The 22,736-nt window shown below is 62.3% G+C and carries 24 protein-coding genes and 2 tRNA genes; 23 read left to right on the forward strand and 3 right to left on the reverse strand.

Annotated elements, in window-relative coordinates; translation table 11 throughout:
• Window positions 1-7: 7 nt before the first annotated feature.
• Window positions 8-1,351 (forward strand): UDP-glucose dehydrogenase family protein, encoded by a 1,344-nt coding sequence (locus GLW01_RS03095; RefSeq protein ID WP_151439070.1) that lies wholly within the window; start codon window positions 8-10, stop codon window positions 1,349-1,351.
• A gap of 119 nt (window positions 1,352-1,470) precedes the next feature.
• Here the strand turns inward: GLW01_RS03095 and fabR are convergent, their stop codons facing one another.
• A complete protein-coding gene (gene fabR / locus GLW01_RS03100) occupies window positions 1,471-2,082 on the reverse strand; it encodes an HTH-type transcriptional repressor FabR (RefSeq protein ID WP_095617427.1) in 612 nt (203 codons plus the stop codon).
• A gap of 200 nt (window positions 2,083-2,282) precedes the next feature.
• Between fabR and aspS the strand changes: the two genes are divergently transcribed.
• The 15 genes from aspS (at window position 2,283) to nadA (ending at window position 13,857) form a co-directional block, all read left to right on the forward strand.
• The gene (gene aspS / locus GLW01_RS03105; RefSeq protein WP_160898080.1) at window positions 2,283-4,067 is read left to right on the forward strand and encodes an aspartate--tRNA ligase; all 1,785 of its coding nucleotides are present in this window, start codon (window positions 2,283-2,285) and stop codon (window positions 4,065-4,067) included.
• 12 nt (window positions 4,068-4,079) lie between these two features.
• Window positions 4,080-4,832 carry a YebC/PmpR family DNA-binding transcriptional regulator gene (locus GLW01_RS03110; protein ID WP_160898081.1) on the forward strand — a complete coding sequence of 251 codons (753 nt, stop codon included), beginning with the start codon at window positions 4,080-4,082 and terminating at the stop codon, window positions 4,830-4,832.
• Window positions 4,829-5,344, forward strand: a complete 516-nt coding sequence (gene ruvC / locus GLW01_RS03115; RefSeq protein WP_151439073.1) for a crossover junction endodeoxyribonuclease RuvC — start codon at window positions 4,829-4,831, stop codon at window positions 5,342-5,344. Before GLW01_RS03110 ends, ruvC begins: the two co-directional genes overlap by 4 nt.
• A 12-nt stretch (window positions 5,345-5,356) precedes the next feature.
• Entirely contained in the window at window positions 5,357-5,980 is a 624-nt protein-coding gene (ruvA, locus tag GLW01_RS03120; RefSeq protein WP_095617423.1) for a Holliday junction branch migration protein RuvA, read from the forward strand.
• 110 nt (window positions 5,981-6,090) lie between these two features.
• Window positions 6,091-7,110 carry a Holliday junction branch migration DNA helicase RuvB gene (ruvB, locus tag GLW01_RS03125; protein WP_095617422.1) on the forward strand — a complete coding sequence of 340 codons (1,020 nt, stop codon included), beginning with the start codon at window positions 6,091-6,093 and terminating at the stop codon, window positions 7,108-7,110.
• The gene (gene ybgC / locus GLW01_RS03130) at window positions 7,107-7,532 is read left to right on the forward strand and encodes a tol-pal system-associated acyl-CoA thioesterase (protein WP_151439075.1); all 426 of its coding nucleotides are present in this window, start codon (window positions 7,107-7,109) and stop codon (window positions 7,530-7,532) included. The genes ruvB and ybgC overlap by 4 nt, the downstream gene beginning before the upstream one ends.
• Before the next feature lie 9 nt (window positions 7,533-7,541).
• Window positions 7,542-8,228 carry a protein TolQ gene (gene tolQ / locus GLW01_RS03135; protein ID WP_160898082.1) on the forward strand — a complete coding sequence of 229 codons (687 nt, stop codon included), beginning with the start codon at window positions 7,542-7,544 and terminating at the stop codon, window positions 8,226-8,228.
• A gap of 18 nt (window positions 8,229-8,246) precedes the next feature.
• A complete protein-coding gene (gene tolR / locus GLW01_RS03140; protein ID WP_225741634.1) occupies window positions 8,247-8,684 on the forward strand; it encodes a protein TolR in 438 nt (145 codons plus the stop codon).
• A 34-nt stretch (window positions 8,685-8,718) separates the two neighbouring features.
• Window positions 8,719-9,663, forward strand: coding sequence for a cell envelope integrity protein TolA (locus tag GLW01_RS03145; protein ID WP_160898083.1), 945 nt, complete (start codon window positions 8,719-8,721; stop codon window positions 9,661-9,663).
• A gap of 6 nt (window positions 9,664-9,669) precedes the next feature.
• Window positions 9,670-10,983 carry a Tol-Pal system beta propeller repeat protein TolB gene (tolB, locus tag GLW01_RS03150; protein WP_202405520.1) on the forward strand — a complete coding sequence of 438 codons (1,314 nt, stop codon included), beginning with the start codon at window positions 9,670-9,672 and terminating at the stop codon, window positions 10,981-10,983.
• Between the two features lie 78 nt (window positions 10,984-11,061).
• Complete coding sequence (gene pal / locus GLW01_RS03155; RefSeq protein WP_160898084.1) at window positions 11,062-11,652, forward strand: peptidoglycan-associated lipoprotein Pal; 591 nt, start codon at window positions 11,062-11,064, stop codon at window positions 11,650-11,652.
• A 16-nt stretch (window positions 11,653-11,668) separates the two neighbouring features.
• A complete protein-coding gene (gene ybgF, locus GLW01_RS03160) occupies window positions 11,669-12,436 on the forward strand; it encodes a tol-pal system protein YbgF (protein ID WP_237416455.1) in 768 nt (255 codons plus the stop codon).
• Between the two features lie 51 nt (window positions 12,437-12,487).
• A tRNA-Lys gene (locus GLW01_RS03165) sits at window positions 12,488-12,563 on the forward strand.
• 27 nt (window positions 12,564-12,590) lie between these two features.
• Window positions 12,591-12,666, forward strand: a tRNA-Lys gene (locus GLW01_RS03170).
• Window positions 12,667-12,795: 129 nt separating this feature from the next.
• Entirely contained in the window at window positions 12,796-13,857 is a 1,062-nt protein-coding gene (gene nadA, locus GLW01_RS03175; RefSeq protein WP_151439080.1) for a quinolinate synthase NadA, read from the forward strand.
• Window positions 13,858-13,866: 9 nt separating this feature from the next.
• Here the strand turns inward: nadA and GLW01_RS03180 are convergent, their stop codons facing one another.
• Window positions 13,867-15,306, reverse strand: coding sequence for a M48 family metalloprotease (locus GLW01_RS03180; RefSeq protein ID WP_160898085.1), 1,440 nt, complete (start codon window positions 15,304-15,306; stop codon window positions 13,867-13,869).
• Between the two features lie 109 nt (window positions 15,307-15,415).
• Between GLW01_RS03180 and GLW01_RS03185 the strand changes: the two genes are divergently transcribed.
• From GLW01_RS03185 to bamC, 4 genes are all read left to right on the forward strand, one after another.
• Window positions 15,416-15,673, forward strand: coding sequence for a sulfurtransferase TusA family protein (locus tag GLW01_RS03185; protein ID WP_160898086.1), 258 nt, complete (start codon window positions 15,416-15,418; stop codon window positions 15,671-15,673).
• Window positions 15,673-16,743 (forward strand): AI-2E family transporter, encoded by a 1,071-nt coding sequence (locus GLW01_RS03190; RefSeq protein WP_160898087.1) that lies wholly within the window; start codon window positions 15,673-15,675, stop codon window positions 16,741-16,743. The genes GLW01_RS03185 and GLW01_RS03190 overlap by 1 nt, the downstream gene beginning before the upstream one ends.
• Window positions 16,744-16,815: 72 nt before the next feature.
• Window positions 16,816-17,691 carry a 4-hydroxy-tetrahydrodipicolinate synthase gene (dapA, locus tag GLW01_RS03195; protein WP_160898088.1) on the forward strand — a complete coding sequence of 292 codons (876 nt, stop codon included), beginning with the start codon at window positions 16,816-16,818 and terminating at the stop codon, window positions 17,689-17,691.
• Window positions 17,682-18,743, forward strand: a complete 1,062-nt coding sequence (gene bamC, locus GLW01_RS03200; RefSeq protein WP_160898089.1) for an outer membrane protein assembly factor BamC — start codon at window positions 17,682-17,684, stop codon at window positions 18,741-18,743. Before dapA ends, bamC begins: the two co-directional genes overlap by 10 nt.
• A gap of 12 nt (window positions 18,744-18,755) precedes the next feature.
• Here bamC and GLW01_RS03205 read toward each other — a convergent pair whose 3' ends face one another.
• Window positions 18,756-20,051 (reverse strand): MgtC/SapB family protein, encoded by a 1,296-nt coding sequence (locus GLW01_RS03205; RefSeq protein WP_151439086.1) that lies wholly within the window; start codon window positions 20,049-20,051, stop codon window positions 18,756-18,758.
• Window positions 20,052-20,194: 143 nt separating this feature from the next.
• Between GLW01_RS03205 and purC the strand changes: the two genes are divergently transcribed.
• From purC to GLW01_RS03220, 3 genes are read left to right on the forward strand one after another with little or no spacing between them, the layout of a single operon-like run.
• Window positions 20,195-20,914, forward strand: a complete 720-nt coding sequence (gene purC / locus GLW01_RS03210) for a phosphoribosylaminoimidazolesuccinocarboxamide synthase (protein WP_151439087.1) — start codon at window positions 20,195-20,197, stop codon at window positions 20,912-20,914.
• A gap of 58 nt (window positions 20,915-20,972) precedes the next feature.
• Window positions 20,973-21,713 (forward strand): TIGR04219 family outer membrane beta-barrel protein, encoded by a 741-nt coding sequence (locus GLW01_RS03215; RefSeq protein WP_160898090.1) that lies wholly within the window; start codon window positions 20,973-20,975, stop codon window positions 21,711-21,713.
• 15 nt (window positions 21,714-21,728) lie between these two features.
• Window positions 21,729-22,736 (forward strand): NAD-dependent epimerase, encoded by a 1,008-nt coding sequence (locus GLW01_RS03220; protein ID WP_160898091.1) that lies wholly within the window; start codon window positions 21,729-21,731, stop codon window positions 22,734-22,736.

Here is a 22,736-nt window from a genome sequence, read left to right on the forward strand (position 1 = left end):
CAGCAGCATGCGCATCACCATTTTCGGAACCGGCTATGTGGGCCTTGTCACCGGCGCCTGCCTGGCCGAGGTGGGGCATCACGTCATGTGCATGGACGTGGACCAGGCCAAGATTGATCGCCTGCGCGAGGGCATCATCCCCATTTACGAGCCCGGCCTGGAGCCGATTGTCGCGCACAATACCGCCGCGGGCCGCCTGCAGTTCACCACGGATGTTGTTGAGGCTGTCGATTACGGCGAACTGCAGTTTATCGCTGTGGGCACGCCCTCGGACGAGGATGGCTCGGCGGATCTCAAGTACGTGCTGGCGGTGGCGGGCAGCATCGGCGAGCACATGAACGACTATAAGGTTGTGATCGACAAATCCACGGTGCCGGTGGGGACCGCGGACAAGGTGCGGGAAGCCGTGCGTGGCAAGCTCCTGGAACGGAGCGCCGACATCGACTTTGACGTGGTCTCCAACCCCGAGTTCCTGAAAGAGGGCGCGGCGGTTGATGATTTCATGAAGCCGGACCGCATCATCGTGGGCACCGACAGTGACCGCCCGCAGGAGCTGCTGCGTGAGCTCTATTATCCGTTCAACCGCAACCATGAGCGTGTCATCTTCATGGACGTACGCTCGGCGGAACTCACCAAGTACGCCGCCAATGCCATGCTGGCGACCAAGATCAGCTTCATGAACGAGGTGGCCAACCTGGCCGAGCGCCTGGGGGCGGATATTGAGCATGTTCGCCGTGGCATGGGGTCGGACCCGCGCATCGGTTACCACTTCATCTACCCGGGCTGTGGTTACGGCGGTTCCTGCTTCCCCAAGGATGTGAAGGCGCTGGCCTGGACCGCCCGGGAATACGACTACGAAGCACGCCTCCTGGATGCCGTTGAGGCAGTGAACAGTGCCCAGAAGCATGTACTCTTCGACAAGGTCAGCCATTACTACGGCGGCGATCTGGCAGGGAAAACCGTGGCGCTCTGGGGACTGTCGTTCAAGCCCAAGACTGACGACATGCGCGAGGCGCCCAGCCGGGTGCTGATGGAGAAGCTCTGGGCGGCCGGAGCCAGTGTGCAGGCATTTGATCCGGAAGCCATGGAGGAGACCCAGCGCATCTATCCGGACCAGCCCGGTCTGCAGCTGTGCGGGACCAAGGAGCAGGCGCTCAAGGGCGCGGACTGCCTGGTGATCTGTACCGAGTGGAAGGAGTTCCGGTCACCGGACTTCGCCCAGATCGCGGCCGCCATCCGCTCGCCAGTGGTCTTTGACGGGCGCAACCTGTACGACGAGAAAATGCTGGGGCGTCACGGGCTGAGTTACTACGCCATCGGGCGAGGGCTCAACCAGTTCGGTACACGCTGAAAAAAACGCCTGGTGCGGCGAATTTCTGCGTTGCGCGGTGCTCGCGAACTCGCCTACCAGGCAGGTATGTCTCCTTCGCTGCGCTCCGTGCGCCTTGAACTTCGCCGCACCAGGCGTTTTTAAGTTTCAGCCATGGTCTGGGCGCCAACCAGCACCATCCTGAGCTGGATCTTGAGCTTCTCCTTGAGGTTGGCGCGCTGCTTCGCCGGCGCGTCCAGCGCTTCCGCGCCCAGGTGGAAGACCAGTACCACCATGGATTCGGCAACCAGATGAGGGTCGGACAGGGGGCGCTGCTTGCCCGTGGCCAGCTTCTCCAGATCTTCCGCCAGCTCCGTGACGAAATGATCGATCTCGGCCTGGACCGCCGTGCGGAAGATGCGTGATACCCCGGTGCGCTCGCGCAGCAGAAGGCGGAAGAGGTTGGCGTTGTCCGTGAGGTACTCCATGAAGGTTTCCACGGACGTATTGATGGCCCCGCCCTCGCGCTCGATGCGCTTGCGGGCCTGGCGCATGAGCTGGCGCAGGGCTACCCCGGCCTCATCCACCAGTGCCAGCCCCAGTTCATCCAGATCCGTGAAGTGGCGGTAGAACGACGTGGGCGCAATGCCGGCTTCGCGAGCGATCTCGCGCAGACTCAGGCTGCCGAAACCCCGGTCGGCACTGAGCTGGCGCAGCGACGCGTCCATCAGGGCACGGCGGGTCTTGAGTTTCTGTTCGGCGCGGACGGACACCCTTAAGCCTCTCCTTCAAACGGGATGAATCGCCGGTAATGGTAGCCGTTGCGGGGGCCCGCGTCACGGATACAGGGGCGCTGGCTGTGCGCGTGCACCGGATCACGCTGTCATGGTCTGACTTCGCGGCCTGATGCCGTTATAATACCGGCCCTTTAACCACATCGGCGGAAGCCCCAGGCAAACAGGAACCAATGGGTATGCGCAGTCACTATTGCGGCGGAATCAACGAATCCCACATTGACGAGACAGTGACCCTCTGCGGTTGGGTTCACCGGCGCCGGGATCACGGCGGCGTGATCTTCCTCGACCTCCGGGACCGGGACGGCATCGCGCAGGTGGTGTTTGACCCGGATACCCCGGACAGCTTCGCCCAGGCCGACCGGGTGCGCAACGAGTACGTCATCCAGATCACGGGCCGTGTGCGTCGGCGTCCGGAAGGCACCGAGAACGATCATATGGCCACGGGCCAGATCGAGGTGCTGGGCAAGGAGCTGACGATTCTCAATGAGTCCGCCACACCGCCGTTCCCGCTTGATGAGTACACGGAAGCGGGCGAGGATGTGCGTCTGCGTCACCGCTACGTGGATCTGCGGCGCCCGGAGATGGCCCAGCGGCTGCGCTTCCGTTCCCGCGTGACCAGCTACCTGCGCAACTTCCTGGACGGCGAGGGCTTCATGGACGTGGAGACACCCGTTCTGACCCGCGCCACGCCGGAAGGCGCCCGTGACTACCTGGTGCCGAGCCGTACGCACGCTGGCAGCTTCTTTGCCCTGCCGCAGTCGCCCCAGTTGTTCAAGCAGCTTCTGATGGTCTCCGGCATCGACCGCTATTACCAGATCGCCAAGTGCTTCCGCGACGAGGACCTGCGGGCGGACCGCCAGCCCGAGTTCACCCAGGTGGACGTCGAGGCCTCCTTTGTCACCGAAGAGGACATCATGAACGCCATGGAACGCATGGTGCGCAACCTCTTCAGTGACCTGCTGGGCGTGAACCTGCCCGAGTTCCCGCGCCTGCCGTATGCCGAAGCCATCCGCCGCTTCGGCAGCGACAAGCCGGACCTGCGGATTCCGCTGGAGCTGGTGGACGTTGAGGATCTGGTCCAGAACGTGGACTTCAAGGTCTTCTCGGGCCCGGCCAAGGACCCGAAAGGTCGGGTTGCGGCCCTGCGCGTGCCGGGCGGCAGTGAGCTGACCCGCAAGCAGATCGACGACTACACCGAGTTCGTCGGCATCTACGGCGCCAAGGGTCTGGCCTACATCAAGGTCAACGACCGCTCCGCCGGTATCGAAGGCCTGCAGTCGCCCATCGTCAAGTTCCTGGGCGAGGAAGCAACAGTGGCCATCATGGACCGGGTCGAGGCAGCCGACGGCGACCTGGTTTTCTTCGGTGCAGACAAGGCCAGCGTGGTGGACGAAGCCCTGGGCGCGCTGCGTGTTCGCCTGGGCCATGATCTGGGCATGGTGGAAGGCGAGTGGGCCCCGTGCTGGGTGGTCGACTTCCCCATGTTCGAGGAAGACGACGACGGCAAGCTGCACGCGCTGCACCACCCGTTCACCGCACCGGTCTCCGCCGAGGAGCTGCAGAACAACCCGGCGGGTGCATTGTCGCGGGCCTATGACATGGTGCTCAACGGCACCGAGCTGGGTGGCGGCTCCATCCGTATCCACGACGAAGCCACCCAGAACGTGGTCTTCAACAGCCTGGGCATCGGCAAGGAAGAAGCACGCGAGAAGTTCGGCTTCCTCCTGGACGCCCTGCGCTTCGGCGCGCCGCCCCACGGTGGCCTGGCATTCGGGCTGGACCGGCTGGTGATGCTGATGACCGGTGCCGGGTCCATCCGTGACGTGATCCCGTTCCCGAAAACCCAGAATGCGACCTGCCTGATGACGGATGCGCCTGGCGAGGTGGACGAGAAGCAGCTGCGTGAGCTGCACATCCGCCTGCGCCGCAGCGCCAAGGGTGATCAGGAAGGTAACAACTGAGCGAGGCAGGGCATGGCCGGACACAGCAAGTGGCACAACATCCGACACCGCAAAGCCGCGCAGGATGCGAAGAAGGGCAAGATCTTCACCAAGCTCATCAAGGAGCTCTATGTTGCCGCCAAGGAGGGTGGCCCCGAGCCGGAGGATAACCCCCGGCTGCGCAGTGCCGTGGACAAGGCGCTGAGCAACAACATGAAGAAGGACAGCATTGACCGCGCCATCGAGCGTGGGGCGGGCAATGCGGACGGTGAGAACTACGAGGAACTGGTCTACGAAGGCTATGGTCCGGGTGGCGTTGCCATCTACGTGGAAGCCATGACGGACAACAAGAACCGTACCGTCTCAGACGTGCGCCATGCGTTCAGCAAGTTCGGCGGTAATCTGGGCACGGACGGTTCCGTTGGGTTTCTCTTCAACCGTCAGGGCACGCTGAGCTTCAGCCCGGAGCATGATGAAGACACCATCATGGAAGCGGCGCTGGAAGCCGGCGCCGAGGACGTGCGGGTGAACGACGACGGATCCAAGGACGTCATCACTACGCCGGAACAGTACATGGACGTTAAGGACTCCCTGAAGTCGGCAGGCCTGGAGCCGGACCATGCCGAGGTGAGCATGGTGCCCATGACCACGGTGGCGCTGGAAGAGGATGGCGCCGATACCAACCTCAAGCTGATCGACTGGCTTGAGGATCTGGATGACGTCCAGAACGTCTACACCAATGCCGACTTCCCCGAGGCGGCGCTGGAGCGCTTCGGGTACGCATGACCATCATCCTGGGCGTGGATCCCGGCTCGCGGATCACCGGCTACGGCGTGATCCGCAGCAACGGCCGCCACCTGGAATACCTGGACAGCGGCTGCATCACCATGGGCGAGAAGGCCATGCCGGAGCGCCTGCAGACGATCCACGCCGGGCTCGCCGAGATCATTGAGACCTACCGGCCGGAAGAAATGGCCATCGAAAAGGTCTTTCTATCCCGTAATGTCGACTCCGCCTTAAAACTTGGACAGGCGCGTGGCGTTGCTATTGTGTGTGGCGCCAACGCGGGTCTGCCCGTGGCTGAATACTCTGCCCGCCAGGTCAAGCAGGCGGCGGTGGGCAAGGGCAGTGCCGACAAGCATCAGATCCAGCACATGGTTCAGGCCATCTTCAAACTCACCCGCCAGCCCCGCGAGGACGCCGCCGACGCGCTGGCCATCGCCCTGTGTCACGCGCACCTGCGCCAGGGGCTGGCCCGCACCGGGGCGACCGAAAGCCGCAACGGGCGCGCACGCTGAAGGAGACTCGCCATGATCGGTCGCATCCGCGGCATCCTGATTGAGAAACAGCCCGGTGACGCCCTGATCGAAGCCGGGGGCGTGGGTTACGAAGTGGACATTCCGTACACCACTTTTTTCCGCCTTCCGGATACGGGCCAGGAGGCTGTGCTCTACACGCACCTGGCCGTGCGCGAGGACGCCCAGCAGCTCTACGGCTTCGCCAATAAGGGTGAACGCGAGCTATTCCGTCTGTTGATCCGTACCAGTGGCGTCGGGCCCAAGCTGGCCCTGGCCATCCTCTCCGGGCTGGAGGCGGACGCCTTCATCCGGGTGGTGGAGGACAACGACGTGGCCGCCCTGGTCAAGGTTCCCGGCGTGGGCAAGAAGACCGCGGAACGGCTGCTGATCGAGGTGCGCGACCGTATACGCCAGCTGGAGAAGAGTCCGACGGGCACCACGCGCGAGGAGGCGGTCAGCGAGCTGCCCGGTATCGAGCCGGTGTCCGCCAGCCCCATGGAAGAGGCGGAGGCGGCCCTGATCGCGCTGGGATATCGCCCGCAGGAGGCGGGCAGGGCGCTGCAGGCGGTGGCCGAAGAGGGCATGACCAGCCAGGAGCTGATCCGTCTGGCGCTGAAGAATATGATGAACCGTTAACCCCCTTTAATTCTGGCTCCACAGCTGACATTCACGTAACGTGACCGTCTGATCAAAGTTTGTAAAATGCAGGCGCTGAACAGGGCGGCCTGGATGGGCTGAAAGGCGTTATGATTGAATCCGATCGACTGATCTCCGGCCAGTCAGGGCCGGGCGAGGACAACCAGGACCGGGCGATCCGTCCCAACACGCTGCGCGAATACGTGGGTCAGCCCACGGTCAGCGAGCAGATGGAGATTTTTGTCGGTGCTGCCCGTGGTCGGCGCGAAGCACTGGATCATGTCCTCATCTTCGGGCCGCCCGGCCTGGGCAAGACCACACTGGCCAATATCATTGCCAACGAGATGGGCAGCACCATCAAGGCGTCCTCCGGGCCCGTGCTCGAAAAGGCCGGGGATCTGGCAGCACTGCTGACCAACCTGGAAGAAGGCGATGTGCTGTTCATCGACGAGATCCACCGGCTCAGCGCTGCCGTTGAGGAAGTGCTGTATCCAGCCATGGAAGACTACCAGCTGGACATCGTGATCGGTGAGGGTCCGGCGGCTCGTTCCATCAAGCTGGATCTGCCGCCCTTCACGCTGGTCGGGGCCACCACCAGGGCCGGTCTGCTGACCTCACCGCTGCGGGACCGCTTCGGTATTGTCCAGCGCCTGGAGTTCTACAGCACCGAGGATCTGACGCACATCATTGAACGGTCGTCGGCGCTTCAGTCCATTGAGATCGAAAATGGAGGCGCCCGCGAGATCGCGCGCCGCTCGCGGGGGACACCGCGCATCGCCAACCGCCTCCTGCGCCGTGTGCGGGACTTTGCGGAAGTACGTGCGGACGGCCGGGTGACGGAAGCCATTGCGGATCAGGCGCTGAACATGCTCAAGGTGGACTATCAGGGCTTCGACCACATGGACAGGCGCCTGTTGCTGGCGCTGATCGAGAAGTTCGGCGGCGGGCCCGTGGGGGTGGAGAGCCTCTCGGCGGCCATCAGCGAGGAGCGGGGCACCATCGAGGACGTGCTTGAACCTTTCCTGATCCAGCAGGGGTTCATGATGCGCACACCGCGGGGGCGCATGGCGACCCAGCACGCCTATCTCCATTTTGGGTTTGATGCCCCGGAAGGAGAGGCAGCCCGATGAGCGGTTTCCAGTGGCCGGTGCGGATCTATGTGGAGGACACGGATGCCGGGGGCATCGTCTTCTACGCCAATTATCTGAAGTATTTTGAGCGAGCGCGCACTGAGTGGGTGCGCTCGGAAGGTGTGGCCCTGCGTGGGCGACTGGAGAGCGAAGGGGTGGCCTTTGTGGTGCACAGCCTGAACGTCCAGTACCACCAGCCGGCCTTCCTGGATGATGAGCTGATGGTCTCAGCGGATCTCATTGCCGGTACTCGAACGGCCATGACATTCCGCCAGCAGGCACACCGGAAGGCGGATGACGCACTGCTGGTCGACGGCGAGGTCAAGGTGGCTTGCGTTCAACTGCCCGCCGGGCGGCCGAGGCGCATGCCCGAAGACATCCAGGCCCTGGTGAACAGGACACTGCAACCCAACAACGAATAGGAGCATTCCGTGGAGGGAGATCTTTCGGTCTGGTCGCTGATCGCCAATGCCGGGATCATTGTGCAGCTGGTCATGCTGCTGTTGCTGCTGGCATCCATCGGATGCTGGGGGCTGATCTTTCAGCGTATCCGGATCTATCGCCAGTCCCGGCAGGAGCAGGCGGCTTTCGAGGAGCGCTTCTGGTCCGGCATGGACCTGGGGCAGCTCTACAAGGAGGTGACCGGAAGCCCGGCGCCCCATGGTGGCGTGGAGAATGTCTTCCGGGCGGGTTTCAAGGAGTTCACCCGGCTGCGCCAGCAGAGCCACGACGCCGAAGCGGTGATGGATGGCACCCAGAGGGCGATGAAGGTGGCCCTGGCCCGGGAGCTGGAGCGCCTGGAGTCCAATCTGCCGTTCCTGGCCACAGTTGGCTCCACCAGTCCCTACGTGGGTCTGTTCGGCACGGTCTGGGGGATCATGAACAGTTTCATCGGGTTGGCGCAGGTACAGCAGCCCACGCTACAGACGGTGGCGCCGGGTATTGCTGAGGCGCTGATCGCCACGGCAATGGGGCTGTTCGCAGCCATTCCGGCGGTGGTGGCCTACAACCGCTTCACCTCCCAGACGGATTCGCTGATCAAGAACTATGAGACCTTTGCCGAGGAATTCGCCAGCATCCTCCATCGGAGAGTGCACAGCCACGGAGCCAGCGGTTGAACGCCGGGAGGTGATGCCATGGATATGAGCCCACGCCGTTCGCGCCAGGCGCCGATGTCCGAGATGAACGTGGTGCCCTACATTGACGTCATGCTGGTGCTGCTGGTGATCTTCATGATCACGGCGCCCATGCTGACCCAGGGGGTGGACGTGGATCTGCCGAGCACTGAGGCGGAACCACTGCCGGTGGATACTGAAAAAGAGCCGGTGATCATTTCGGTGGATTCCAACGGCGGTTATTTTCTGGAAGTCGGGGATGACCGGGGAAAGCCCAAGTCCCTGAGTACGGTTGTGGACGAGGTGGCCGCCATTCTTGCTGAGCGCCCGGATGCGGACGTCTTTGTGCGCGGTGACCAGCATGTGCGCTATGGCACTGTGATCCGCCTGATGTCGTCCCTCCAGAGTGCCGGGGCAAGCCAAGTGGGGCTGATTACCGAGCCACCGGAGGACGAGTGATGGTCGGATTCGGTCAGGGCGGTGCGTCAGCACGATGAAACGGGACTGGCAGCGCATCATCCAGGCCGCGGGCGCTCTGGGGGACCGGGCGATTCCGCTTTGGAGCCGGATTCTCGGGATGGACGAAGCCGAGCTCCGGGAGTGGAAGTGGCCCTTTATGGGGTCCGTCGGACTGCACCTGTTGATCGTGCTCCTGGCGGTGGCCGGCTGGGACTGGCAGACCCAGGAGCCGGAATTTCAGCAGCCCCAGGCCGTACAGGCCAAGGTTGTGCAGGCCCAGCAGCAGGAACCGGAGCCTGAGCCACAACCGGAGCCTGAGCCGGGACCGGAACCAGAGCCGGAGCCAGAACCAGAGCCGGAGCCGGAACCAGAGCCGGAGCCGGAACCAGAGCCGGAGCCGGAACCAGAGCCGGAGCCGGAACCGGAACCAAAGCCAGAACCGGAACCAGAGCCAGAACCGGAACCAGAGCCAGAACCGGAACCAGAACCAAAGCCAGAGCCAGAGCCGGAACCAGAGCCGGAACCGGAGCCTGAGCCGGAAAAGGAACAGCAGGCGGACGAGCAGCGGGCTGAGCGTGAACAGCGGCTGGAGCAACTGGCACAGCAGGCCGAGGAGGCTGAAGCCCAGAAGGATCAGAAGCCGGAAGAGGGGGCTGATGTTGAGGCCTCGAGTATGGAGGGCGTTAACATTGCCGATGAACGTAAACGCTTCAACGCCCTGATCCAGCAGGAAGTACAGAACAGCTGGTACATACCACCGGGCAATGAAGACCGGGTGGTCAGACTGCGGCTTGAGATCCTGCCCACGGGCGAGCTGCGCTCAGTGGAACTGGTGGAAGGCAGTGGCAGTCAGCAACTGGACGAATCAGCGATGAGTGCGGTCAGGCGGGTCGACAGCTTCCCGACCCCGGATGAGTCGGCGCTGTTCGATGAACTGTTCCGTGGTGGTATCACAATTGAATTCAGCCCCGAGGAGTAGGCGAGCATGACCATGATCCATTGCCGAGCCGGCCAGGTGCTGACACTGATCTTTCTGATGCTGGCGTCCTCAGTGGTGCAGGCCGACATGGTGGTGCGCGTCACCGAGGGCGCGGATCGGCGCATGCCCATTGCCGTGGTGCCGTTCGGGGTCAACCACTCACAGGATGCCCCCGAGGATCTCGACAGCATCATCCGGGATGACCTGACCATGAGTGGTGACCTCAAGCCCCTGGAACCCTCCCGTATGCTCAGCCTGCCGACGTCCGGGGATGACATCCATTTCCGCGACTGGCGGGTTCTCGGCCAGCAGTTCGTGCTGGTCGGGGAGGTGGATTTTGATGCGGAACGCAATCGTTACATCCTCAGCTATGAGCTTTTCGACGTCAGCCAGCAGGAACGGCTGCTCGGCTCGCGGGCGTCCGCCGCGCCCTCGGAGCTGCGGACGCTGGCACACCATGTGAGCAACCGGATCTATGAGCGGGTTACGGGGATCCCCGGTATCTTCAACACCCGACTGGCCTTTGTGACGCGCACGGGCAGTGGCGAGGATGTTGAGTACCGGCTCAAGGTCAGTGACGTGGATGGGTACCGGGATCAGGTCCTGCTGCGCTCCAGTGAGCCGATTCTGTCTCCGGAGTGGTCACCGGACGGTAAGGAGCTGGTCTACGCGTCGTTCGAGAGTGGTCGCCCTGCCATCTACCGGCAGGTGGTGAGCAGTGGCGAGCGGCGCCGGATCGCTCACTTCCGGGGGCTCAATTCGGCGCCGGACTGGTCGCCGGACGGGGAGTCGCTGCTTCTGACGCTGTCGAAGGACGGGAGCGCGGACATCTACGAGATGCCGCTGGACACACTGGAGCCGCGCCGGCTCACCCGCCACTATTCCATCAACACAGAGCCAAGCTGGTCACCGGACGGTGAACGCTTTGCCTTCACTTCCGACCGCTCGGGCAATCCCCAGGTCTACATCCAGTCCCTGGGTGGTGGTGATCCCGAACGCCTGACCTTTGAGGGCAACTATAACGCCCATCCGATCTATGGGCCGGAGGGCGAGGAAATCTTCTACATTCACCAGGCCGACGGGCGCTTCCTGCTCGGCTCGGTGGATCTGGAGACCGGTGAGGAACGTGTGCTCTCCGGCTCCGAGATTGACGAGGCACCTGCTATGGCGCCCAATGGGCGTCTGGTGCTCTACGTCACCAATGCCGGCGGACGGACGGGAGCGTTGGAGATGACCACCGTTGACGGGAATGCGCGTTTCACGCTGCCTGTCAGGCACGATGGCATCCGCGATCCCGCCTGGTCACCGCTGGCTGAGTAGATCCTGATGTTTGCAGTATTATCAGGAACATCATACATTAAACGTAATCCAAAACCGGAAAACCAAAAAGGAAGGCCAATGACCGATCTTCTCAAGAACCGTGTACTGATGCTGGGCTTTGCCCTGCTCTTCGTAGCGGGTTGCAGTTCAACAGCAACCGAACCGGAGGGCTCCGGGTCCAACGGTATGGATGAGACGGATATGGAGCAGCAGAGTGATTCCGATGCTGACACCAGTGATGCCTACGGTGCTGGTGACGGCAGCGGCGTCTCTGAAGAGGCCATGACGGCGGAAGAGCGCGCGCGGAAGTCTCTGGAGCAGGCGAAGGAAAAAGCCATGCAGGCTGCTTCCACCATCTATTTCGATTTCGACAGCTCCGAGATCCGTCGCGAATCCCAGTCCATTCTGGAAGCGCACGCGGCATACCTGGCTGAAGACGATGACGTCACCGTCGTGCTCGAAGGTCACACCGACCAGCGTGGCAGCCGTGAGTACAACATGGCCCTGGGTGAGCGCCGTGCGGAATCCGTGGCCCGCTTCCTGCGTGTGAACGACGTGTCCTCTGACCAGATCGAGACCGTCAGCTACGGCGAGGAGCAGCCCGCGGTTGAAGGCAACAACGAAGAAGCCTGGGCTGAGAATCGTCGGGTTGAGATCAACTACGAATAAGCCCATGCGGAGTCTGTTGACAGCAGGCCTGATCCTGGCAGTGGTCGGAGCCTCTCCGGCCATTGCCCAGGATGACGGCGAAGCACCGCTGGTTTCCGGGGGTGACCCGGAACGTTCAGGGGGGAGTTCTGCCGGTGAGCTGTTTTTCCTGGTTGAGGATCTGAGGGTGGAAGTGCAGCACCTGCGCGGCCAGCTCGAGGAAACCACCCATCAGGTGAAGCGCCTCAGGCAGCAGGCCCGTGAGCGTTACATTGATCTCGACGAGCGACTGGTTGACCTCAATTCACGTCTGTCCGAGCTGGAAGAGGGCTCCGGGGAAACCAAAGACGGTGAGACTGCCAGTGACAGCGGTAATGACGGCGATGGAAACGGAAACACGGAATCCACGTCCTATCGCCAGCCTGATAAGGCTGAGCGTGAAGCCTATGCCTCGATCCAGTACCTGATCCAGGAAGAGCAGGACTATGAGGCCGCCATTGACGAGATCTACAGTTTTCTTGAGGAGTACCCGGAAGGGGATCTGAGCGTTAATGCCTATTACTGGCTGGGGGAGCTCTACCTGAGTCAGGGCAAGCATGAGCAGGCACAGCAGGCGTTCACGATCGTCACCTCGAAACACGGATCCCATCGCAAGGCACCGGACGCGCTGTTCAAGCTTGCGGTTGCCCATGATCGTGCCGGTAACAGCGAACAGGCCCGCAGAATTCTGGATCAGCTCGGAGAGCGTTACCCGGAATCCGAGGCTGCTGCCCTGGGACGTGAATACCGCAATGAAATGGGTTGATTCGAACGGGTTGCGAAAACCGAAAATTTAAGTACCATATGCGCCTCGTTTGGGTCGTTAGCTCAGTTGGTAGAGCAGTTGGCTTTTAACCAATTGGTCGCAGGTTCGAATCCTGCACGACCCACCACTATTTGTCGCTTCCCGGTTTTGTCAGGGGTCGTTAGCTCAGTTGGTAGAGCAGTTGGCTTTTAACCAATTGGTCGCAGGTTCGAATCCTGCACGACCCACCATTCCCACCCCCCGCTTTAACCCCCGCAGCCCGGCCGTTTGTATCCGACCATTGAAAAATGCGGGTGACAGAGGCATAAACGGGTAGGAGACAACCTTTAAACGGCTTACTCAAAGGGTGGTCAGAGTCCATGACGTACAGGCAGGACCGCATTCTGGTTCAGGAACATCTGGCGCACGAACAGGAAGCGCCAACGCTCGGCAGCGCCGAGGCGGAGGAACTGCGCACTGCGATCCGGCGTGAGCTTGAGGCGCAGGATGCGGTCCTGGTGGCTCATTACTATACCGATCCCCTGATCCAGTCGCTGGCTGAGGAGACGGGTGGCTGTGTCGCGGATTCACTGGAAATGGCCCGTTTCGGTAACGCGCATCCGGCTTCCACACTGGTGGTCGCCGGGGTGCGTTTCATGGGTGAAACCGCCAAGATCCTGAATCCGGAGAAGCGGGTGTTGATGCCGACTCTGGAGGCAACCTGCTCGCTGGACATCGGGTGCCCCGCCGATGAATTCGCGGCCTTCTGTGACCAGCATCCGGAAAGAACCGTGGTGGTGTATGCCAACACCTCGGCGGCGGTCAAGGCACGCGCCGATTGGGTTGTGACCTCCAGCTGCGCGGAGGCCATTGTTGATTACCTGGACTCGAAGGGTGAAACCATCTTGTGGGCGCCGGATAAACATCTGGGCGCCTACATCCAGCGCTCAACCCAGGCGGATATGCTGCTCTGGGACGGCTCCTGCATCGTGCACGAGGAGTTCAAGGGGCAGGGCGTTGAGGATCTGCGGGCCACCATGCCCGGAGCCGTGGTCCTGGCGCATCCGGAATCGCCGGCGGCCGTGGTTGAGCAGGCGGATGTTGTCGGCTCCACGTCCCGGCTGATTGAAGCGGTGCGGACCATGGACGCTGAGGACTTCATCGTGGCCACGGACAGCGGTATCTTCCACAAGATGCATGAAATGGCCCCGGAGAAGAACCTCATCGAAGCGCCCACCGCCGGGCAGGGCGCAACCTGCCGCAGCTGTGCCCATTGCCCCTGGATGGCGATGAACGGTCTGGATAACGTGCTGCGCGTGCTGCGCAAGCAGGATGAAGAAATCCATGTGGATGCCGCCACGCGCGAGAAAGCGCTCATCCCGCTGCAGCGCATGCTGGACTTTACTTCTGACCGCCAGCTCCAGGTGGCCGGTAACGCCTGAGGCTCCCTCTCAGCGCTGGCGGTTGGCACTGACCTGCCGGTTGGCCTCTTCCAGTCGGTCCCTGAGCAACGCCTTGCGGGTGTGGTTGGCCGGCGCCCGTTCCAGTGCCTGGCGGAACTGACGTGCCGCCGCCTCCGCATCTCCCAGAAGCAGCAGCCGTTCGCCCCGGGCGCGATGAACCTCGATCAGGTTGCCCGCACGCCCGGCGGCCTCGGAAAGGTCGTTCCAGAGCGTGGCGTCCCCGCCGTAATCCCGGGTCAGCTTCTCGTAGAGCCGTGCTGCGGCTTCCGGTTCGTTCAGCTCCATGCGGGTATCCGCCAGTGTCCGGCTCAGGGTCAGGTTGCCAGGGTGGCGCTGGAGGTGGCGCTCGAGCAGTTCCGCAGCCTCACCGGCCCGGCCATCGCCGCGCAGAGCCCTTGCCAGTTCCGCGACCAGGAAGATGTCGCCCTCGTAGTCCTCCAGCAGTTTCCTGAGATGCGGAATCGCCTCGCCCGCCCGGTCAGCGGCAATCAGTGCGGCTGCCAGGCCGTGGCGTGCCGCATCAGCATCAAGCCCGGTCTGTGCCGCCTGTTTTTCCCGGAAGCGTGATATGAAGGCTTCCGGATCCTCGCCGTGGTGCAGTCGGACCCGGTTGCGCACCAGGTGGTAGGCGAGCCGTTCGTCGTAACGGTCCCTGTCCCGGAAATCGGAAACCCGTGCCCGCGTATCCGCAACCCGGGATTCGGTGAGCGGATGGGTTGAAAGGTATTCCGGTGGGCGGTTCCCCTGCAGCCGGGCCTGGCGCAGCATACGCTCGAACATGGCTGGCATGCCCGCCGGGTCGTAGCCGGCCCGGGCCATGATCTCGATGCCAAGGCGGTCAGCCTCCTGCTCATGGGCGCGGCTGTGTCGCAGCATCTGGTCGATGGCCAGTGCCTGGGTGCCGGCAATGGCGGCAATACCGGCTTCCGAGCCGGTTGCAGCGGTGAGGATGAGACCTGCCAGCATGCCGGCAATGGTCAGGGGGGTGCTGCGTTCCTGCTGTTCCAGGCGGCGGGCGTAATGGCGCTGGCTGAGGTGAGCGATTTCGTGAGCCACCACGCCCGCGAATTCATGTTCTGTCTCGGCGGTGCGCAGCAATCCGGTGTGGATCCCGATGATGTTGCCGGGGACGGCGAAGGCATTGAGTGACGGTTCGTTAATGATCACGGGTGTGATGTCCCTGTCCTGCAGGGGGGCGTGAGGAATCATCCGGTGCAGGGTATCCTCGAAGTACTCCCGGAGCATGGGGTCCGATACCAGGGGGGCGCTGCGACGCAGCTGGGTGAGCACCTGCTGCCCTATGGCGCGCTCCTTCTGGCCCGCGATCAGCCCGCCACTGCCAATGGCCGGCAGTCTGTTGTCCTCGGCCGGTAGAGCCGGCAGGGCGATCAGGCAGAGGATCAGGAAAAAGACAATGGCGCGTCGCATGCTTTAACAATGCCAGATCGGAGGGGGTGGGTACAGGCGGTCACTCTCCGGTTTAACGCGCCATCCATGCTAGGATATCGGCCAGCGTCAAACCGAACGGAACCAGCCCATGAGCGACAGCGTGGACCAGCATCTTGATGCCAGCGGTCTGCAGTGCCCAATGCCTCTGCTCAAGACCAAACTCTGTCTCAATGGCATGAGTCCCGGTCAGTGCCTGCGGGTTGTTGCCACGGATCCGGGGTCAGCCCGGGATATCCCCGCCTTTCTCTCCCTCTCGAGCCATCAGCTTGAGCACCAGGAGGAGGGCGACGGCCACTGGGTCTTTGTCATCCGGTGCGGCCCCGCCAGTACGGGGGGGCAGGGCTGATGGTCCGGATACTGCGTGATTTCACCGCGCGTTACTTCTCGAATGAAGAAGCCCTCATCATCGTTCTGCTCCTGGCAGCCTCTTTCCTGGTGGTCGCGTTTCTCGGGCGGGTTCTGGCGCCCTTCATCGCCGGCATCATCATCGCGTATATCCTGCAGGGACTGGTTGCCAAGCTCTGTCGTCTGGGGGTGCCGCATCTGCTGTCCGTCACCCTTGTGTTCGTGTTTTTCATCGGCCTGTTCATCGCCTTCATCCTGGGCCTGCTTCCCCTGGTCTGGGGGCAGGTGTCCGGCCTGGCGTCGGAACTGCCCAGAATGATGCGGGCAGCCCAGCAGTACATTGAGACCCTGCCGCAGGAATACCCGCAGCTGGTCTCCATGGAAGAGGTCAATACCCTGTTCCGGCAGGTGACGGCGGAAATGGGCCAGATCACGCAATGGCTGGTGTCGCTCTCGCTCGAGAGCATTCCCGGACTCATCACGCTGCTGGTCTATCTGGTGCTGGTGCCGATACTGGTGTTCTTCTTCCTCAAGGACCGTCGGCTGATCCTGGAACGTCTCGGCAGCTTCCTGCCCCAGCAACGGCCGTTGATGGATCGCATCTGGCGTGAGGTGAACATGCAGTTCGCCAATTTCGTCCGGGGCAAGGCCATAGAGATCCTGATCGTCGGGGGTGTCACCTACTTCGCCCTCAAGATGATCGGGCTGGAATACGCAGCACTTCTGAGTCTGCTGGTCGGTTTCTCAGTGGTCATTCCCTATGTGGGCGCCGCCGTGGTGACCATTCCCATTGCCATGGTGGGGCTGTTCCAGTTCGGTTGGAGCGAGGAGTTCTTCTGGCTCATGGTGACCTACCTGGTCATCCAGGCGCTGGATGGCAATGTGCTGGTACCACTGCTTTTCTCCGAGGTCGTGGATCTGCATCCGGTCACCATTATGCTGGCGGTTCTGGTGTTCGGTGGCATCTGGGGCATGTGGGGGGTGTTCTTCGCCATCCCGCTGGCGATTGTGCTCAATGCCATCATGAAAGCCTGGCCGGTCCATGAAAGCCCCGGGACAACAGAAACCTGATGGCGCGGCGCAGCTCTTGTCTCGCCCTGATGCCGCGATTACCATTGCCCTTTTAACCGGTTCGGAGCGGATATGATCACTGGGAGTCTGGTTGCGCTGGTAACCCCAATGGACGCCGAAGGGCGTATCGACTGGGAATGCCTGGATAAACTGGTGGACTATCACGTCGATGCCGGTACGAGCGCCATTGTGGCCGTGGGTACGACCGGTGAGTCCTCAACGCTGAAGCCGGATGAGCACATCAGTGTGATCCGCCGGGTGGTGAATCATGCCAATGGCCGGATTCCGGTCATTGCCGGCACGGGTGGCAACTCCACCCATGAGGCGGTGGACCTGACCCGTGAGGCGGCCGAGATCGGTGTGGATGCCTGCCTTCTGGTGGTGCCGTATTACAACAAGCCCACCCAGGAGGGGCTCTACCAGCACTTCCGTACCGTGGCCGAGGCAGTCGACGTCAACCAGATCCTGTACAACGTGCCCGGCCGCACCTCCTGTGACATGCTCAACGAGACCACGAACCGCCTGGCCGACATTCCCAATATCGTTGGCATCAAGGATGCGACGGGTAATGTCAGCCGCGGGGAAGAGCTGGTTCGGATGGTGGGTGACCGTATCGCGGTCTATTCCGGGGACGACGGGACCTCGCTGGAACTGATGCTGCGCGGTGGCAGTGGCAACGTCTCGGTGACGGCCAATGTGGCACCGAAGCTGATGGCACAGACCTGTGCCGCCGCAGTGAGCGGCGATGAGGCGGAAGCCCGCCGGCTGGACGAGATCCTGACCCCTCTCAACCGCAAGCTGTTCCTGGAAGCCAACCCGATTCCGGTGAAGTGGGCCATGTGCGAGATGGGGCTGATCGGGCCGGGCATACGCCTGCCGCTGACGCCCCTGAGCGAGGAATACCGCGAGGATGTGCGCGAAGCACTCAGGGCTTCAGGATGCCTCTGAACCAGACAAACCGCCGACTGCGCCTGACAGCTGCCATAGCCGTTCTGCCACTTGCGGGTGGCTGCGGCCTGTTTCCGGACAGGTCGCTGGATTACCGTGAGGAACCGCTGGGCGAGCCGCTCCAGGTGCCGGAAGACCTTTCCAGGGCATCTTTCGAGAGTGAGTACGTGATTCCGCAGGTCCGCGGTGATGCCACCGTGGAGCAGGACGGGGAGTTTGAGATCCCGCGCCCGCCGGATCTGACCGGCCAGATCATGGAAAACAACTACCAGGTTTCCCGCTCCGGCGATCTGAGCTGGTTGATTGTCAATGATGTGCCGGGCCGCGTCTGGCCCGCCATTTCGGATTTCCTGAACGACCGTGGGGTTGAGGTGGCCTATGGCGATCCGCGCGCGGGCGTGCAGCAGAGCGGGGTTCTCAACCGTTCGGCCCGGGTCCGTGAGTGGCTCGGGATTGATCGGCTGGATCAGGAGCGCCCTCTGATTCTGCAGGTGCGGGTTGCGTACGGTGTTCAGAGCCGCAGCACCGAAGTCCAGGCCCGGCTGCGGGTTGTGGAGGGCAGCCCCGGGGAACGCCTGGAGTGGCGTGAAGACGTTGAGTATGCCGGGCGTGAACAGAGAGTGCTCAAGGACCTGGCGGATTACCTGGAAGCCAATGCGGATACCAAGACGTATTCCCGTGTGGCGCTGGATCTGCCCCGTGATGAACGCGTCAATCGTGATCGTGAAGGCGGAGAGACACAGGCGCTGGAGCTTGATCTGGCCTTTGATCGCAGCTGGGCCGAGGTGGAGCAGGTGCTGGGCAGCATGGAGCTGACCGTGGTGGACCGTAACCGCAGCGAGGGCGTCTGGTATCTGGATCTGCGTACCGAGGAACAACGCAGTCGTGGCTGGTGGCTCTGGCGTTATCAGGCGGAGGCCGAAATCAATGCGGAACTGCGGCTGCAGCAGAGCACAGGGGGGTACCGGCTCACCCTTGCTCCCCGTGAGACTCTGGAACAGGCGGATCGCCCCGCACAGGTGCTCGACAGCCTGTACGAAAGCCTGCGCTGAGCAGCTGCCCTGTCAGCCTGTGAGGCCTGCCTGAAGGCCGGCGACTGTCAGGCCGGCCACCAGGGACAGGCCCATGGGGACCGCGACCCGGGTGCCCAGGGCTGCTGGGCCGATCACGCCCGCCATTCCGGCTTTCACGATATTGTTCACGGCCGAGGCCAGAACGATGCCGATCACGGCAGTCTCCGCGGTGATGGCCGACTGGGACATACGCGTCAGTGACAGGGTGATGGCGTCCACGTCTGCAATGCCTGAGACGGTGGCCAGCGCATAGACGCCCGCATCACCGAACCATGCCTTGAGCCACTGCCCGACCAGCAGGATCAGCGTGAGCAGGAAACCGAACAGCAGCGCCGGCTTAAGGTCCAGCGGGTTGCGGTTGAGGATGGGCTGATCCACGTTCAATGCGGCCCGGTTGCGGTGCCAGATGAGAACAGCTGGAACGTAGAGCAGTAACGCCATGGCCAGAACGGGCTGAACCAGGCTCGGCAGCAGGGCCGGGTTGATCACGGCGCAGTAGACCAGAATCCGTGGGAACATGGTACCGCAGGCGATCAGGATGCCGGCGGCCAGCTGTGGTGAGAGTGTCTGTGCGTCGCGTGCCTGGCGGGCGAACTGGAGCGTCAGTGCCGTCGATGAGCTCAGGCCCGCGAAAAGGCTGGTAAAGAGAATCCCCTTACCTGTGCCGGCCACCCGGATGGCGAAGTAGCCTACGAAAGAGATGCTGGCAATCATCACGACCAGCCACCAGATTTCGTAGGGGTTGAGCACGCCGCCCGGGCCGAAGCCTTCATTGGGCAACAGCGGCAGCATCACCACGGAAATCAGCAGCAGCTTGAGCCCGGCATCCAGCTCACCAGCCTGGAGTTTGCCCAGCAGGCCGTGGATTTCCGCCTTGTTATCCAGAATGAGGGTAGTGACCACCGCCGCTGCGGCTGCCAGAGTGATATCCAGGCTCACGGCCATAACCCCGAAGCTGAAGGTCAGCATCAGTCCGATGGCGCCGGTGATGCTGTAATCGCCGCTGCGCGGTGCCCGGACCCAGTAGGCCAGCAGGTTCAGTGCTACCAGCCCCAGGAATACTGCGGGCAGAAGCCAGGGCGAGACCTCCCGGGCAAGCAACGCCGTGATACCACCGAGCAGACCGGTCAGCGCATGGGTGCGGATGCCGGCGATACGCTGGCCGGGATCACGGTCGCGAGCCTGCCACCCGCGCTGCAACCCCACCAGCATGCCCAGAAGCAGTGCCACCCCGAGGTGGAGGGCATCGCCATTGGCCGTGATAAACTCATTGAACAGTGACTGCATGCGGATCCTCCCTGCATGCAGAGTATAGGGGCCTGAGCGGTTACACGCATTGAGCAATCATGGCGTCGACTGGCGCTGATCGGCTATCATTCGCGCGTTCAGGGTCGGGTGCCGGCCCCGCAACCGCAATCTGGGAGAGCGTGATGGAAAAAGGCAGCGAACTCTACGCTGGCAAGGCGAAATCCGTATACCGGACGGACGATCCGGAGCGTTTCATACTGGCGTTCCGGGATGATACGTCCGCCTTCGACGGTGAAAAGGTCGCCCAGCTTGATCGCAAGGGGCGGGTTAATAACCTGTTCAATGCCTTCATCATGCAGAAGCTGGAGGACGCGGGCATTCCCACCCATTTCGAGCGTGTCCTGGCGCCCAATGAATCCCTGGTGCGTAACCTTGAGATGCTGCCGGTGGAGTGCGTGGTACGCAATTACGCTGCGGGCAGCCTGTGCCGGCGCCTCGGGGTCCAGGAAGGCCAGGAACTGTTGCCGCCGACCTTTGAGCTGTTTCTCAAGGACGACGCCCTCCACGACCCCATGATCAATGAATCCCTCGCGGAGACCTTTGGCTGGGCCCAGGCGGACGAGCTCAGGGAGATGAAGGAACTCACCTACGCGGTGAATCGTGTGCTCAAGCAGCTGTTCCTGGACGCGGGGATGCTGCTGGTTGATTACAAGCTGGAGTTCGGGCGTGCTGGCGGCGGTCTGGTGCTGGGTGACGAGTTCAGCCCGGACGGTTGCCGCATCTGGGATGCCGAAACCCGCCGCAAGATGGATAAGGACCGCTTCCGCCAGGACCTCGGTGATGTCATCGAAACCTATGAGGAAGTGGGGCGGCGCCTGGGGATCGACTTTGAAAGTGTGTGAATTCAGGTCGATACTGGGTGTGACTTTCTTCAAACGCCGACAGCAAGAGGATTCCGCAATGAAGACAACAACAAAAGCCGCTCTCGGTGCCCTGCTGATGACCAGTGCCGGCGCCGCCAATGCCGTGGTACCGCTGGTCGACGTGGATGTGACGGCAGGTTACTGGGATGCGGATGCGTCCGGGACTCTCCAGTCAGGAGGCGATCCGATCGATGTGGAGAATGACCTCGGTTACGACAGCGAGGGGCACAATAACTTCTCCATCCGTTTTGCCCATCCAGTTCCGGTGATTCCGAATCTGCGGCTGCGGTATAACGATATCGAGCACAAGGGCACAGGCAGCGTTAATACGACGTTTGAAGGCAACAGTTATGGTAGAGATGTGAAGAGCAGGGCCGACCTGACGCACTATGATTACACTGCCTTCTATACCGCGCCGATCCCTGTTGTGACGCTGGATCTGGGTCTGAACGTGAAGCACTTCGATGGCGAAGTAACCCTGAAAGAGCAGGGCGGTAATACCGACACCGTCGAGGTTGATGAATTCCTCCCCATGGGCCACGTCCGAGCTGATGTGGATCTCCCCCTGACCGGCCTTGGCGCGGGCGCGGAGCTCAACTACATCTCCTATGACGGCGACTCGGCCACCGATGTGGAAGGCTACATCAGCTACAACGCCGATCCGGTCTATATCCAGGGCGGTTACCGCCAGTTTGATGTGGATGTGGACGCCTCCGGCGATCTCAACGTGGACACCGAGCTGAGCGGCCCCTTCGTACGCCTCGGCGTCGGCTTTTAATCAGGGAGAACGGAATTGCGGATACTGGTAACGGGAACGGCCGGGTTCATCGGCTCACACGTGGCCCATCGCTTGCTGGATCGCGGCGATGAGGTCATCGGCGTGGACAATGTCAACGACTATTACGACGTGTCCCTCAAGGAAGCCCGGCTGGCCCGGCTGACGCCCCGTGAAGGATTCACGGAGGAGCGCCTGGACATCGCGGACCGCGAGGGCATGGCCCGGCTATTCAGCGAGTACCAGCCGCAACGGGTGGTGCATCTCGCCGCCCAGGCCGGTGTCCGCTATTCCATCGAGAACCCCAACGCCTATGTGGATGCCAACCTCGTTGGCCACATGAACATCCTTGAAGGGTGTCGCCACAATGGCGTGGAGCATCTGGTCTACGCCTCCAGCAGTTCGGTCTACGGGGCCAACGAGAGCATGCCGTTCTCGGTCCACGACAACGTGGATCATCCGCTCAGTCTCTATGCGGCCTCCAAAAAGGCCAACGAGCTGATGTCGCACACCTACAGCCATCTCTACCGGCTTCCCACCACCGGCCTGCGGTTCTTCACCGTCTACGGGCCCTGGGGCCGGCCGGACATGGCGCTGTTCATCTTCACGAAGCGAATCCTGAACGGCGAACCCATCGACGTGTTCAACCACGGTCATCACCAGCGGGACTTCACCTACATTGATGACATTGTGGAGGGCGTGATCCGCACGCTGGACCACGTGGCCACCCCGAACCCGGAATGGAGTGGGGCGGACCCGGATTCAGGCACCAGCAACGCGCCCTACCGGCTCTACAACATCGGCAGCAACAATCCGGTTGAGCTTTCCCGGTTCATCGAGGTGCTGGAAGAGTGCCTGGGCCGCAAGGCGGAAAAGAACTACCTGCCGATGCAGCCCGGAGACGTACCCGCCACCTATGCCGATGTCCAGGATCTGATCGAGGATGTGGGCTATCGGCCGGAGACCCCAGTGGAAACCGGGATCCGCAACTTCGTGGACTGGTACCGGGATTTCTATCAGGTCTGA

The organism is Vreelandella halophila (genome assembly GCF_009856365.1).
In the GTDB taxonomy this organism is placed as follows: Bacteria; Pseudomonadota; Gammaproteobacteria; order Pseudomonadales; family Oleiphilaceae; genus Halospina; species Halospina utahensis_B.

Bases quoted from the DNA above. Each gene is read 5' to 3' on its own strand.
- GLW01_RS03095 (WP_151439070.1), top strand. From the start codon at position 8: ATGCGCATCACCATTTTCGGAACCGGCTATGTGGGCCTTGTCACCGGC.
- aspS (WP_160898080.1), top strand. From the start codon at position 2,283: ATGCGCAGTCACTATTGCGGCGGAATCAACGAATCCCACATTGACGAG.
- GLW01_RS03110 (WP_160898081.1), top strand. From the start codon at position 4,080: ATGGCCGGACACAGCAAGTGGCACAACATCCGACACCGCAAAGCCGCG.
- ruvC (WP_151439073.1), top strand. From the start codon at position 4,829: ATGACCATCATCCTGGGCGTGGATCCCGGCTCGCGGATCACCGGCTAC.
- ruvA (WP_095617423.1), top strand. From the start codon at position 5,357: ATGATCGGTCGCATCCGCGGCATCCTGATTGAGAAACAGCCCGGTGAC.
- ruvB (WP_095617422.1), top strand. From the start codon at position 6,091: ATGATTGAATCCGATCGACTGATCTCCGGCCAGTCAGGGCCGGGCGAG.
- ybgC (WP_151439075.1), top strand. From the start codon at position 7,107: ATGAGCGGTTTCCAGTGGCCGGTGCGGATCTATGTGGAGGACACGGAT.
- tolR (WP_225741634.1), top strand. From the start codon at position 8,247: ATGGATATGAGCCCACGCCGTTCGCGCCAGGCGCCGATGTCCGAGATG.
- GLW01_RS03145 (WP_160898083.1), top strand. From the start codon at position 8,719: ATGAAACGGGACTGGCAGCGCATCATCCAGGCCGCGGGCGCTCTGGGG.
- tolB (WP_202405520.1), top strand. From the start codon at position 9,670: ATGACCATGATCCATTGCCGAGCCGGCCAGGTGCTGACACTGATCTTT.
- pal (WP_160898084.1), top strand. From the start codon at position 11,062: ATGACCGATCTTCTCAAGAACCGTGTACTGATGCTGGGCTTTGCCCTG.
- nadA (WP_151439080.1), top strand. From the start codon at position 12,796: ATGACGTACAGGCAGGACCGCATTCTGGTTCAGGAACATCTGGCGCAC.
- GLW01_RS03180 (WP_160898085.1), bottom strand. From the start codon at position 15,306: ATGCGACGCGCCATTGTCTTTTTCCTGATCCTCTGCCTGATCGCCCTG.
- GLW01_RS03185 (WP_160898086.1), top strand. From the start codon at position 15,416: ATGAGCGACAGCGTGGACCAGCATCTTGATGCCAGCGGTCTGCAGTGC.
- GLW01_RS03190 (WP_160898087.1), top strand. From the start codon at position 15,673: ATGGTCCGGATACTGCGTGATTTCACCGCGCGTTACTTCTCGAATGAA.
- dapA (WP_160898088.1), top strand. From the start codon at position 16,816: ATGATCACTGGGAGTCTGGTTGCGCTGGTAACCCCAATGGACGCCGAA.
- bamC (WP_160898089.1), top strand. From the start codon at position 17,682: ATGCCTCTGAACCAGACAAACCGCCGACTGCGCCTGACAGCTGCCATA.
- GLW01_RS03205 (WP_151439086.1), bottom strand. From the start codon at position 20,051: ATGCAGTCACTGTTCAATGAGTTTATCACGGCCAATGGCGATGCCCTC.
- purC (WP_151439087.1), top strand. From the start codon at position 20,195: ATGGAAAAAGGCAGCGAACTCTACGCTGGCAAGGCGAAATCCGTATAC.
- GLW01_RS03215 (WP_160898090.1), top strand. From the start codon at position 20,973: ATGAAGACAACAACAAAAGCCGCTCTCGGTGCCCTGCTGATGACCAGT.